The organism is Rahnella sp. PCH160, from assembly GCF_047784855.1.
Classification (GTDB): domain Bacteria; phylum Pseudomonadota; class Gammaproteobacteria; order Enterobacterales; family Enterobacteriaceae; genus Rahnella.
This window is the reverse complement of sequence record NZ_JBLOGT010000001.1, coordinates 2,408,468-2,422,444: the sequence shown is the minus strand read 5'-3', so window position 1 is coordinate 2,422,444 and position 13,977 is coordinate 2,408,468. Positions and strand designations below refer to the sequence as shown.

The window sequence follows — 13,977 nt, the reverse complement described above, 5'->3', positions numbered from 1 at the left end:
TTCTAATCCTGCTCACTTTCCCGCGTCTTGCGGACCAGCGCGCTGTAGTAACTCAGCGTACCGCGTAGCGTATCCAGCGTAACCGGTTTCGACAAACAGTTATCCATGCCTGCCTCCAGACAGCGCTGACGCTGTTCCGCCAGCGCGTTAGCGGTCACGCCAATGACCGGCAGCGTATGGCCCAGCTCGCGCAGTTTTTGCGTCAGACCATAACCATCCAGACGCGGCATGTTAACGTCACTGAGAACGATATCAATATCATGGGAACGCATGGCGTCCAGCGCGTCCATCCCGTCATTTGCAGTCACCACGATGTAACCCATCGTGCCCAACTGATCGGCCAGCAGACGCCGGTTGATCGGATGGTCATCCACCACCAGCAACGTGATATCGCTGTAATCGTGCACCACAGCCACTTCAGGTGCCGGCAAGCCGCCCTCTTCCGCTGATGATTCCAGCTGATAAATCCGGTTAAGGAGCGCAGTGATTTCCAGCGGCGTCGAGGTGCTGTGAACCCAGTATCCCGGACGCGTCTCGACCGGCAGCCCGATGTGCGCGATAGAAAACTCAATTTGCGCCGCCAGATCACCTTTGTGGATGAGCGGCGTGTCAGTGATCAGCACATCTTCACGCTGACTTTGCAATCCCGCCTCACAGCGCTGGATCTTCGCACCATGGTAGCGCAGGAGCTGCATCAGATAGCTTTCCAGATAGGCGTTCCGCACATCCAGCCAGACCGTTTTGTCCTGCCAGTTATCCAGCGGCTCTTCTGACGGGAACGTAGCGTTATACAGCGGAATACGCACGGTAAACGAACTGCCCAGCCCCGGCTCGGATTCGACGTCAATATCGCCATCCATCAGGTTGATCAGCTTTTCACAAATCGCCAGCCCCAGCCCGGTGCCCTGGAAGTGCCGCTGCACGCCAGTTCCGACCTGGAAGAACGGATCAAACAGGCGCGTAATTTCCCGCTCAGGGATCCCCACGCCGGTATCGCGCACCTGGAATTCGAGATAATTGCCGCACGTTCTGACGTTCAGGACGATACAGCCGGTATCGGTGAATTTGATCGCATTATTCAGGATGTTGGAAATGACTTGCTGCAAACGCACCGGATCACCGTTAAACGACAGCGGGACGTTGTGCTCAATAAAGCAGTACAGCCCAAGACGTTTCTTCACCACCAGCGGCAGATAGTTGCCCGCAATGTGGGTAATCACTTCGCGGCATGAGAATTCCTGCGGCTCGATTTTCAGCTGCTCAGATTCAATCTTTGAGAAGTCGAGAATATCGCTGATAATTTTCAGCAAAAGCGCGGAGGAGTTATTCATCGCCGTCACCAGACGGTCAACGCCCTGCGGCAAGCCCTGCGTTTGCAGCAGATCCAGGTTACCGATAATCCCGTAGAGCGGCGTTCGCAATTCATGGCTGACCGTTGCCAGGAACATGGATTTCGACTGGCTGGCCTGTTCCGCCGCATTGGCCATTTCCTGAAGCGATTCTTCCATTTTTACCCGCGAGCTGACGTCAATCAGCACGCAAATCGCCACGTCTTCGTTACGGTAGCGTGAGTGAACGAAACTCAGCTGAATGTTATTGTTATTCTTGGTAATCACATCGACGAAATTGACCTGCTGATCGCAGATTATCCGCGTAATACGCTGGCGGTCTTCCTGCGTCAGCATACTGATATAGTTATGAGCCAGTTCGTTGCTCAGAATATTCACGCCATCGCTGATACGCAGTATCGAGATCCCCACCGGCGCGGAGGCGACAATTTTATGATTGAACTGCTCATGCTCTTCCAGACGGAAAGCGTTTTCTTCCGCCGGTAAAAACATCTTGCGCTCAAATACCCAGGCGAGGATAAACAAGAGCAGGCCGGAGAATATGTTCAGCAATATGGCGTTGAAAATCAGTATCTTGAACCGTTCCAGCAGCATATTGAATGGCATAGAATAGACCACGCTCAGCGTGGAAGGTGCCAGAGGCTTTTTATAGATGAGATCTTTATAGCCATTCGTGTAGCCAAAATAAGAGCTTTCCTGCGGATAATTCCCCAGTGTCGCAGTGTAACCCTCATCTTCAGAGATACTCAGCAACGGCTGATCGTCTTCGTCCAGCAGCGTCACGCCGGTATGCTGCGCGTTCGGGTTAAGCAAATCTTCCAGACGCAGATTTTGCTGGATCCCCATCAGGGCTTCCAGTTTGTTACCGACATAAATAGGCGTTAATACATACAGATAGCCGGAATCTTTATTGGCGGATTGCGACACCCAGTACAGGCTGTTGGCTTTGTCCTGATTTTTGCCGTTGCGATATTGCAGAATTTTTTCGTGCAGGGATTTCAGCTGTTCCTGACTTTCACGCTCCAGCGGTTCGCTGCTGATCCCAAAATCCACCAGACACAGATTCTCGCCGCTGATAAAGAACACGCGGTTCAGATCGTAGGCATCCGAGAAATTATCTTTCCAGTAATGGATCGTGTTACCGAGCGAGGCCAGCGAATTGCGGTAACTGTCACTTATCTGGGTACAGTCGGACTCAGGAAACAGCGAAAGATACGTCGGCGGCGTAGTTTTGGTGCTGATCATGCCATTGATGATATCCAGCCCGTTCATGGAATCGCTGAGCCGTTTTTCGGCCATAAACTTTATGCTGTGCATGACGTCATTGGAATTTTTGACATAGCTCTGCGCCAGATCGTAGTTGAGGTTATCCTCATCGCGGATCTCGGATTCTTTGTTGTGGAAGATATTCAGCACATAAAAGGTGGTCAGTAACACACCCAGTGTCCACAGCATAAGCGCCAGTACCCGGAAAAGGTAACGGGAGATTCTCAGCGTTGTACGAAACGAAGCAAGATATTTCAAGGATTAACCATTGGTGTAACGGCTCGGTGAGCGGAATGTGGATCAGAATACACTATTGATCGGCTTTCTAAAAAGCGTTGGGAGAATCGCTTTGTGTAAACAGAAGGTTACCCATGTGATCGCTGACCACATAAAGCAGCTGACCTTTTTCACGGCGTGCGAGAGGCGTTAATGCACCCGTTTCATACAGCCAGTGAATGCTTTCTTCATAAGCTGCGGTGCCGTCGGCGCAGACCGGCGTTTCTTCGGCAGTGCCAGCACTAATTAAAAACTATTTAATATTTTACAAAATAAAAGGTTGTACGGCCGTCCAGTACTACTACTGGATAAGGATGATGTGCGCGGCCTGAAAAATGGACAGGCCAATCTGAATATTCAAAGTGAATTTCAGGGATTGCTGAATTAAACAACAGTATAAACAAACAGCCGGAATTATTTCTGGCTGTTCGTTTAACGATTTATTTTGCAGGATACCGTGGCTCTTCGTAATGTTGAAGAATAAAAACATCCTCAACATTACAATCTGGATATATCCATTTCCCCCAGTTTTCTAAAACCCATTGATATCTAATAGATCTGCTACTTGTCGATTCACATTCTCTAGGTAACCTGACTAAAATAAGTCCTGCTTTATGCCCAGTTGATACAACTAAAGCATGTTCGGAGTCCTCATCAGGCATGCTCACCACAAGCAAATCTACAAATTTCTCGTAAGGCCAAACCGACGGGAATCTGAACACACTGCCTCTCGATATGACTTTTGATTTATAATTAGTAAGTCTGATCATTATTTAATCACCACATCATGCCCACCACTTTTGTCAATGCTATCTTGAATAGGATTCTGCCCCATATCAATTTCGCCCATATGCTTGCCAGTCTTTTTACCTAATTTTTCAAATCTTGCATGTTGCGTATCAACAGAATAATAATATTTATCATCCTGATAAATTGTACGGCCTCTATTTTTATTTTCTATATTCCTAGCACGCGTCCAATCATTATTTTTAGCCACGTTTTCAGCCATATTTCTAACAACTGGTACTCTTTCATTTGCAGGTAATTTGACGAGGCTCTGTTCAAAACTCTCAACACTTTGGCCATTAGGTAATGAACAACAAGCCAGCCCCAGCGGATCAACCCAACTCAGCGGATTATGCACATATCCGTAAGGATTAAACCCACCCGCTAACCCTATCGGATCCGGACTCAGATATTGCCCCGTTTCACTATCATAGTAACGGTGCCGGTTGTAATGCAACCCGGATTCTTCATCGGCGTACTGCCCGGCGAAGCGCAGGTTGCAGGTCGGGCCGTCATCATTTGCTGCCAGGCGGTAGCGGGTTTCTTTACCCCACGTACTTAACCGGTTTGCCCATGCGACATCGCCTTTTTCGGTCAACAGCTCGCGTGGCGTGCCCAGGTGATCGCTGACCACATAATGCAGCTGACCTTTTTCACGGCGTGCAAGAGGCGTTAATGCACCCGTTTCATACAGCCAGTGAATGCTTTCTTCATAAGCCGGGGTGCCGTCGGCGCAGACCGGCGTTTCTTCAATAAGCTGGTCGCCGCTCCACAAATAGTCGTAACCCGCAGGTTTGTTGTGGCTGCCACCTTCACGACGTTTACTGATCCGGCGGCCGAAAGCATCATAGGCGTACTGCCACCGTTCGCCATTGGGAGTGTTCAGTCCGCACATCTGGTTCTGAGCGTCCCACCGGTAGCGCCAGAGCTGCGGGCGGAAGCCGGGTATTTCTATCTTTTTCTCTTCCAGCCGTCCGGCGGTATCGTAACGGTATTCACAATTTCCCCGCCGTACCACTCGCCCGGCGTGCTGCATCTGACTGACCCGTTCAGGGATACCGTCATTTTCTCCTGTACGCCACCCGTTGCTGGCAAGGTTCAGGTTGTTGTCGTAACTGAAAAGCTCCAGCAGCGGCTGCGTGAGTCGAGATTTGAGGCGGGCGCATACCTCACCGTGAAAATATCAGACTGCTGTATTGTACTTATTCGTGACAGCGATGAAGTGAACGACCTGAAGTATGAGCAGGAGTTGCTTCGCCAGCAGTTGCGCGATATTAAGCATGCTAATCAGAATGTTAAGAATATGCTGTATGGCATGACTAATTAAGTAATTACCAGATATAAAATAGCCGGAAAGATCTGATGACCATTCCGGCTATTTTATTATTTCCGCGTATAAGCTGCTACAGATTCAATATCCATAAAACTTGATTTTATTACTAATTTAAGGCTGGCATTACTCACATTCATGCATATCTTTCCATTTACTTGTTCAATGGTAATGTTCGCAATGTAGTTAGTATCAACCCACCCTGACATGCTTACATCTCCGATATCAACAAGGGTCAATATAATCTGAACTGTATTGAATTTTTGTGCAACCCACTTTGGGGGCGGGCTGGTTGGGAATTCATTCAGATTCATTCGAATAGAAATCTTTGGGCCATCTCTATGAAAAATAACCTCATGAATATCTACATTATTTAAACTCGGTTTATCTTTATGATAAATAGAATCAATATGTCTCGCGTTAACAAGATAATCAGTCCATGGTTTCATGGCTTCTCCTAAAATGGGTAGTGTTCAAGCGTATCATCTATTTGACCATTTCTAGTGTCGCTCTTCGGCCTTACATTAATATGAGGGCCTTGATTACCAGGTGTACCATCCTGGCCATAAGTATGGCCAGAGGAATGATCCTGAATGACAATATCTTCTTTCCCTGGTCTCGTGAATGTATATTCTCTGGTTTTAATTGGTTTATAATCTTTACCAAGAATATTGTGCCCATTACGATCGGTTAAATTAACCATTTCAACCTTTGAAGGTTGTTGCCCCATAGGTATTCCCGCATCTCTTTTCGCCGCTCTGAACGCCTCATTTCTTGATCCATATTTGGGAGGACAACAAGCCAGCCCCAGCGGATCAACCCAACTAAGCGGGTTATGCACATATCCGTAAGGGTTCAACCCGCCCGCCAACCCTATCGGATCCGGACTCAGGTATTGCCCCGTTTCACTATCATAGTAACGGTGCCGGTTGTAATGCAACCCGGATTCTTCATCGGCGTACTGCCCGGTAAACCGCAGGTTGCAGGTCGGGCGGTCATCATTGGCGGCCAGGCGGTAGCGGGTTTCTTTACCCCACGTACTTAACCGGTTTGCCCATGCGACATCGCCTTTTTCGGTCAACAGCTCGCGTGGCGTGCCCATGTGGTCGCTGACCACATAATGCAGCTGACCTTTTTCGCTGCGTGCGAGAGGCGTGAATGCACCCGTTTCATACAGCCAGTGAATGCTTTCTTCATAAGCTGCGGTGCCGTCGGCATAGACCGGCGTTTCTTCGATAAGCTGGTCGCCGCTCCACAAATAGTCGTAGCCTGCGGGTTTGTTGCGGTTACCACCTTCACGCCGTTTACTGATCCGCCGTCCGAAGGCATCGTAGGCGTACTGCCAGCGTTCACCTTCGGGCGTAATAAGTCCGCGTATCTGGTTCTGAGCGTCCCACCGGTAGCGCCAGAGCTGCGGGCGGAAACCGGGTATTTCTGTCTTTTTCTCTTCCAGCCGTCCGGCCGTATCGTAACGGTATTCACAATTTCCCCGCCGTACCACTCGCCCGGCGTGTTGCACCTGACTGACCCGTTCAGGGATACCGTCGTTGCCTCCTGTACGCCATCCGGTGCCGGTAATGTTCAGGTTGCTGTCGTAACTGAACAGCTCCAGCAGCGGCTGCACACCGGTTTGCTCCGCGTGGATTATCTGGTCGTTGCTGTTGTAGTGATAATGCGACGTTCCCCAGCGGGCGTCGTCGATGCGCCGCACGTTGTACGCGCCGTCGTACGCCCAGCGGCGGTTCACGGCCGACTCACGCCCTGCGGTCTGCTCCAGCAGCATCCCCGTCGGTGAAAAACCTTGCGCCTGCGCAAATCCGGCGGCGCTGTGCCGCTGGTTTTCACGCCCCAGCCTGTCGTATTCCATTCTCAGCGGGCTGAAATCATCTGCCTGCATTTGTGCCAGTCTGCCGCAGACGTCGTAATTAAACGACAACGTCTGCGTGCCGTTTTTGCGGGACATTGCCCTGCGAGACTGTTCATCCCACCCGTAAACCACGTCGCGGCCATTGATACGTTCGCGCACCAGATGCCCGCTGGCGTCGTATTCAAACTCCACCACGGCGTCGTCGTTTTGCGCCCGCGTCATCCTTCCCTGAGCGTCGTATTCATAGACCGTTGCGGCAAGCAGCGTGCACTGCGTCGCGTCTTTCTGCCAGACCTTCTCACGCAGCAACTCATCACGAACCGACCAGTGCCAGCGGACTTCACGGTGGTCAGCATACCGCGCCAGAATCCGCCTTCCGGCGGCGTCGTAGTCGTACTGCGTGACGCGGCCGGTGAAATCCGTTTCACTGATCACCTGCCCGGCAGCATCACGCGCGTACTGATAGGTTTCGCCACCGGCATTCGTGACCTGATTCAGCCGGGTCAGCGAATCGTAGCCGAAATGAAGTGTCTGACCATCGGGCCGTGTTTGCGCCTTTAGCAGGTCGAACGCACCGTAGGTGTAACCGGTGGTTTTCCCCTCGCCGTCGGTCAGGGTCGCCGGGCGTTTTTCACTGTCGTAGCGCATCTTTTGCGTGATGCCGTCGGGCCGATGGATGGCCGTGACGCTGCCTTGTTGCCCGGCGTGCTGTTCACTTTGCGTATAACGGGTTGTCTGCCCCAGCGGATCGGTCACGCTTTGCAGGCGACCAAAGCGGTCCTGGGTGAAGTGTGTCGCGGCCTCATCCGGCGCAATCATCTGACTCAGCCGGTAATACGCATTCCAGACGTAGCGATGCTCAGCGCCATCCGGCCGGATATCGGCGGTCAGCTGCCCCTGCGGGCTGTATTCAAACCGCTGAACCCGCCCCTGCGGATCGGTCTGGCTGAGCATTTTCCCCTGGCCGTTGCGGGTAAACAGCCATTCGCCGCCGTCGGGTTGGATCAGTTTAACGACCTGTCCGTGCTCATCGTACTGATAGCGCGTCGCGTCGCCGCCCGCGCTTTCCACGCGGGTGACTTGCCCGTGAGGGTTATAGCCGTAGCGGGTTTCCCGCCCGAGGGGATCGGTGTGTGACACTTTGTTGCCACGGTCCCAGCGCGTCAGCGTGATGCGGCCAAGCGGATCCGTTTCCCGTGTCACCAGCCCGAAAACGTTGTATTCGCAAACCGTCCGGCCGCCTTCGCCATCGATACAGGTCGTCACGCGGTTAACATCGTCATAGGCAAAACTGTCGCGATAGTAACCGCCTGCGGCCCGCGTGCCCGTCACGCGACCTTTGGCGTCATAGCGGATGCTGACGTCCGTTTTATCCGTGTCCTTCCAGCGGGTCATGAAGCCGCTGGCGTCGTATTCGTGATAAAGATGTGTGAACTGGAAGGTTTTACACTCAGCTAATCTGCCGTTGTCGTTGTAAGTGCATTGCGCTAACTCCTGACGTTGTTGCGCATCGGTACGCGCAATAGCAATCAGTTGCCCCTCCTGCCAGCCAAGCTCAACGCGGTAACCGTCGCTGTGTTTCAGCGCAATCAGACGGTCGTTCTGATAAACAAAGTCGATATGGTTACCGGCACGGTCGCGCAGGGAACTCAGCCGGCGGTGTGAGCCGGATTGCGCGTCAAAGCACAGCGTTTGCTGGGTATGATGATTGAAGATATAAAGCGTGCCGCGGCGGCTGCCGTGTAAATGAAGGTGTGCCTGATGCAGGTTAATCCCGTCCACGTTGTCTTTATCAGCGGCGGAATAGTAGCTGAGGGTGGAACCTTCCTCTGTGGTGAAATGGATTTCATGGTCATCAAGCCGTAAAGACTGCGACCAGTTATCGGCCCATTTATGGCCGAAAATACCTGATGCCGTGGAACGGGAACGGTAGGTGCGGTTGAGCGTCAGCGGCAGCGTACCGGGCAGGTCGATGACTTGCAGGTTTTGCAGGAAATCGCCGGTCGCGATGTCAACGGGATCACCTTTTACGCTGCAGGTGCCGCCGAAGTTGCCTTCTTTATTATCGGAAACAGTTGGCTCGCCATGCTTGCGGGTGGACGCTTTACCGTTGCCTTCGCTGCGGAATTTGACTTTTCCGCCGCCTCCCAAATTAGCAGGCCGTGGAGGATAGGAGTTGGCGGAAGGCATTGAATCTTCCCTGGGTATGATTGAACCTTTTCCCTGCTGCTTCTTTTGCTTTTCAGTGATTGCACCACCGATAACGATGCCAGCAGCCATGAAAACATACTGGTTCTCCATCGCCGTACGAAATCCACGCAACGCATCCGGGCCCGCTGATCCGGCAATGACTTCGTACGATTCAGGGCTACCATTTCGCATAGCACCTGCAGCCAGAAATGCGCCATACCACGCACTGTCGGGCAGTTTCCCGTCAGGTTCATTCTCTTCACCGGTTTCAGGGCTGGCCGCTGAGCTGATTTCCGTCAAAGAAATATTCATCTCCGGCGGCTGCCCGACAATGACCCCGGTGGTATTTTTTTCGTTCATCCAGAACTTGTCGCCGTGGCGCAATATGGGTTTCCCGCCCACACGCACGGTTTTACTGTGTTCCATCGGCTCGCATTTCGCGCCGACCGTCCCGCTTTGCACGCCTTTGGCAACGCCAGGCTCATCGCCTTGGGTATTCGGGATAAAACTTTGATTGAGCACCACCACCGGGCAACCGTTCACTTTCACCTTTTTAACTTCCTGCACCGCATTACCGAGGTTTGCCGTCACCTGATAGGGCACCGGCGGCGTGGCAGGCCCCATCGGGGTTTTACAGACGTCGGGCGACAGACAAACGACTGTCCACAGACCGTCTTTGCGTGCCATGTAGTTCTCAGCCATGAGCGTGTTCCTCCGTTTTTGTTAAGGATTCAGGCATAGAAAAACCGAACAGTTTTTCCAGCAGTTTCTCTGGCTCCGTTTCATAGCGGGCTTCGACCACCCGAACCGGCACGGTGGCGGGAAGAAGAAAACGCCAGCAGGCGGTAACGTCAAGGCTGTCGGCATCAATATGCAACGTATCGAGGTTCATTTCGCGGGGCATAATCAGGCCGTCGTCCATACGCAACAGCACGAACGCTTCATGGGCAGGCAGTGAAAACCGTATCTGACCATCCGGGGAAAAACCTTGCAACGCCACGGAGAGGGGAAGCTTTGGAAAGGGGATTTGCTGGTCTTCGGGGGCGGCATTCCAGTAGTTAAAATCAAAATCTTCAGGTAAGCCGGGATGCCGGGTGTTCAGCCATGCCTCATCATAGGTTCCTGCCTTCAGACGTCGCGGCAGCCAGGCGCGCCCGATAAAACCGAATCCGGCAGGCTGAAACTGTTTCGCCGTTAAGTCAGCGCTACCGGCGATCTGCGAGTCAAAATCCTCAACCGTAAAGGGATAACGCGGATCGGTAATCTGCGGTGCAGGATAACGGTCAGCGTGTGTAGCGCGTGCGTACCACGACGTGATAAATCCTTTACCCAGCGGGTTGTTCTCACAAACGGTGTGAGCGAGTGGTAAATTTTCTGAATCGGGATGACTGGCTTTCTGAATATCGGTCAGACGATCGGCTTTCGGGATAGAATCAGCCCCGTCATCCGGTTTATTTATCCGGCACTCACCGCCGAATGCCGCTTCCCAAATAACAGGCTGGCTAATAAAAGGTTCGGATTCTGTCAGTGACCATTGCTGTGTAATTTTATTTTTTAAGAAAAACTGTTTTCCATTAACAGTTAATTTCTTTTCTAAAATAGCCTCACCGGCTGCATTATTAATTACGGCACTGATGTTTTGTTTTAATACAGGGGAACAGTTTTCTGCACAGGCGCTCCCGGAAATAATGATATCGCAGGAGGGTTTAAACGGAGCAAGATCGCTTTCCTGAATAACCGATGACGTGTTTACCGAAGCCAGATACTCATCCCGGACGTTGAGTGCCACGGCATCATCGTCCCTGACCCTGACGCGGTAGCCTCCGCTTTCATCGGGTTCCAGCCGGTATCCCACTTTCATTACGATCACATAATTTTCATTATCTTCCCGATCGAGCATCTTGAACTGCATCGCCGCAAAGGGCGTAAGATTTCGGAATTCCATTTTAAAAACATCCTTATGTTCGCCTTGTTTTAAATGAGGCGTCATTAGCCTCATATTTGAGGGAGTTAATAATAAAAGGAATTAATATCTTTCACGAGTTTGATTATGCCGATTTTTTAATTAACAGCATTAATGATGAAAATTAAAAAAACGATGACAAAAGCGAGATATATACTTTGGGTTAGAGTTATTAATTAGGTAAATATAAAACCATGTTTATGAGCAATCCAATAAAAAAGGGCATAACCAAAGTTATGCCCTTCATTCAACCGACTAAGAAAACTTATTCTTCTTCGTCGTCACCTGGCTGATTGTCTTCACTTTCAGCTTCGTCTGGCAGATCGGCTGCTTGTGCCGCTTCCAGTTCGCCTTCTTCGGTGGCAACGCCATCCAGTTCTTCGTCTTCTACTGGTTCTGCAACACGTTGCAAGCCGACGACGTGTTCTTCTTCCGCTGTACGGATAAGCGTCACACCCTGGGTGTTACGGCCTACGGTACTCACTTCGGAAACACGGGTACGCACCAGCGTACCGGCGTCGGTGATCATCATGATCTGATCCGCTTCATCTACCTGAATCGCGCCAACAACCGGTCCGTTACGCTCGCTCACTTTGATCGAGATAACGCCCTGCGTTGCACGGGATTTGGTTGGATATTCGGTAGATTCAGTACGTTTACCGAAGCCGTTTTGCGTCACAGTCAGGATACAACCGTCGCCGCGTGGGATAATCAGGGACACCACGCTATCGCCTTCGCCCAGACGGATACCGCGAACACCTGTCGCTGTACGGCCCATTGAACGGACGGCTTCTTCGGAGAAGCGCACCACTTTACCGGCCGCAGAGAACAGCATGACTTCATCTTTACCGTCGGTCAGGTCAACACCAATCAGTTCATCACCCTCGTTGAGGTTGATGGCGATGATGCCGGCGCTGCGTGGGCGGCTGAAATCGGTCAGAGCGGTTTTCTTCACGGTACCGCTGGCGGTTGCCATGAACACATGACGGCCTTCTTCGTACTCGCGTACAGGCAGAATGGCGGTAATACGTTCGTTCGGTTCAAGCGGCAGTAAGTTGACGATCGGACGGCCACGAGCACCGCGACTGGCTTCCGGCAACTGATAAACTTTCATCCAGTACAGACGTCCGCGACTTGAGAACATCAGAATGGTGTCGTGGGTGTTGGCCACCAGCAGACGATCGATGAAATCTTCTTCTTTAATACGGGCGGCTGACTTGCCTTTACCACCACGACGCTGCGCTTCATAGTCAGTCAGAGGCTGATATTTCACATAACCCTGATGCGACAATGTCACCACAACGTCTTCCTGATTGATCAGGTCTTCGATGTTGATGTCAGAAGTGTTCGCGGTAATAACGGTACGACGCGGATCGTTATACTGATCGCGAATCGCTTCCAGCTCTTCACGGATGACTTCCATCAGACGATCAGGGTTGGAGAGGATGAACAGCAACTCGGCGATTTGCACCAACAGCTCTTTGTACTCATCCAGCAGCTTTTCATGCTCAAGGCCAGTCAGTTTCTGCAGACGCAGATCCAAAATCGCCTGTGCCTGCTGCTCAGTCAGGAAATATTTCCCGTCGTGAATACCAAACTCGGGCTCCAGCCATTCAGGACGTGCCGCATCATCACCGGCGCTTTCCAGCATCGCGGCTACGTTGCCCAGATCCCATGAACGCGCAATCAGGCCCGCTTTCGCTTCAGCCGGAGACTGTGCAGCACGGATCAGTTCGATGATAGGATCGATGTTTGCCAGGGCGATAGCCAGAGCTTCGAGGATATGCGCACGGTCACGGGCTTTACGGAGTTCAAAGATAGTACGACGGGTCACCACCTCACGACGGTGACGTACAAACGCGGACAGAATGTCTTTCAGTCCCAGTATCTTTGGCTGGCCCTGATGCAGAGCCACCATGTTGATACCGAACGTGGTCTGCAACTGGGTGAGGGAGTAGAGGTTGTTGAGAACCACTTCACCGACCGAATCGCGTTTGATTTCAATGACGATACGCATACCGTCTTTGTCAGACTCATCGCGCAGTGCGCTGATGCCTTCAACACGTTTCTCTTTGACCAGTTCGGCAATTTTTTCGATCAGACGGGCTTTGTTTACCTGATACGGGATCTCGTGAACGATGATAGTTTCACGACCGGTTTTGGCATCGGCTTCGACTTCAGCACGGGCGCGGATCAAAATCTTGCCACGGCCAGTACGGTAAGCTTCTTCAATCCCACGGCGGCCATTGATGATCGCGGCAGTCGGGAAATCAGGCCCCGGAATGTGTTCCATCAGCCCTTCAATGCTGATGTTTTCATCTTCGATGTACGCAAGACAGCCGTTAATCACCTCGGTGAGGTTATGCGGCGGAATGTTGGTCGCCATACCGACCGCAATACCTGACGAACCGTTAACCAGCAGGTTAGGAATTCGGGTAGGCATGACAGAAGGAATTTGTTCGGTGCCGTCGTAGTTAGGCACGAAATCGACAGTGTCTTTTTCTAAGTCTGCCAGCAATTCGTGTGCAATTTTTGACATACGGATTTCGGTATAACGCATGGCGGCGGCGGAGTCGCCATCCACCGAACCGAAGTTACCCTGCCCGTCCACCAGCATATAGCGAAGTGAGAAAGGCTGAGCCATACGAACGATAGTGTCATAAACTGCGGTATCACCGTGTGGGTGATATTTACCGATAACGTCACCGACCACACGGGCCGATTTTTTGTAGGCTTTATTCCAGTCGTTACCGAGGACATTCATTGCGAAAAGTACGCGGCGGTGCACCGGTTTCAAACCATCGCGCACATCGGGCAACGCACGTCCGACAATAACGGACATCGCATAATCCAAATAAGAGTTTTTTAGCTCTTCTTCGATGTTAATCGGTGTGATTTCTCTGGCAAGGTCGCTCATGGAGCTGCTATCCCTCTACTGATTATTCATGGC

The 13,977-nt window shown here is 51.6% G+C and carries 6 protein-coding genes and 1 pseudogene; all 7 read right to left on the bottom strand.

What is annotated here, in order from left to right; genetic code table 11:
- Positions 1 to 2: 2 nt before the first annotated feature.
- The 7 genes and pseudogenes from rcsC to gyrA all read right to left on the bottom strand — a co-directional run bounded on the left by rcsC (position 3) and on the right by gyrA (position 13,944).
- The gene (gene rcsC / locus ACM5QY_RS11315) at positions 3 to 2,873 is read right to left on the bottom strand and encodes a two-component system sensor histidine kinase RcsC (RefSeq protein ID WP_416120703.1); all 2,871 of its coding nucleotides are present in this window, start codon (positions 2,871 to 2,873) and stop codon (positions 3 to 5) included.
- Between the two features lie 458 nt (positions 2,874 to 3,331).
- Positions 3,332 to 3,661, bottom strand: a complete 330-nt coding sequence (gene imm45, locus ACM5QY_RS11310; protein WP_416120702.1) for an Imm45 family immunity protein — start codon at positions 3,659 to 3,661, stop codon at positions 3,332 to 3,334.
- Between the two features lie 320 nt (positions 3,662 to 3,981).
- Positions 3,982 to 4,812 (bottom strand): annotated as a pseudogene (locus ACM5QY_RS11305) (RHS repeat domain-containing protein); the annotation flags it as partial.
- Positions 4,813 to 5,060: 248 nt separating this feature from the next.
- Complete coding sequence (locus ACM5QY_RS11300) at positions 5,061 to 5,456, bottom strand: Imm50 family immunity protein (protein ID WP_416120701.1); 396 nt, start codon at positions 5,454 to 5,456, stop codon at positions 5,061 to 5,063.
- Between the two features lie 8 nt (positions 5,457 to 5,464).
- Positions 5,465 to 9,766 carry a PAAR-like domain-containing protein gene (locus tag ACM5QY_RS11295; RefSeq protein WP_416120700.1) on the bottom strand — a complete coding sequence of 1,434 codons (4,302 nt, stop codon included), beginning with the start codon at positions 9,764 to 9,766 and terminating at the stop codon, positions 5,465 to 5,467.
- The gene (locus ACM5QY_RS11290) at positions 9,759 to 11,009 is read right to left on the bottom strand and encodes a DUF2169 family type VI secretion system accessory protein (protein ID WP_416120699.1); all 1,251 of its coding nucleotides are present in this window, start codon (positions 11,007 to 11,009) and stop codon (positions 9,759 to 9,761) included. Before ACM5QY_RS11290 ends, ACM5QY_RS11295 begins: the two co-directional genes overlap by 8 nt.
- 283 nt (positions 11,010 to 11,292) lie before the next feature.
- Positions 11,293 to 13,944, bottom strand: coding sequence for a DNA topoisomerase (ATP-hydrolyzing) subunit A (gyrA, locus tag ACM5QY_RS11285; protein ID WP_416120698.1), 2,652 nt, complete (start codon positions 13,942 to 13,944; stop codon positions 11,293 to 11,295).
- Positions 13,945 to 13,977: the final 33 nt, after the last annotated feature.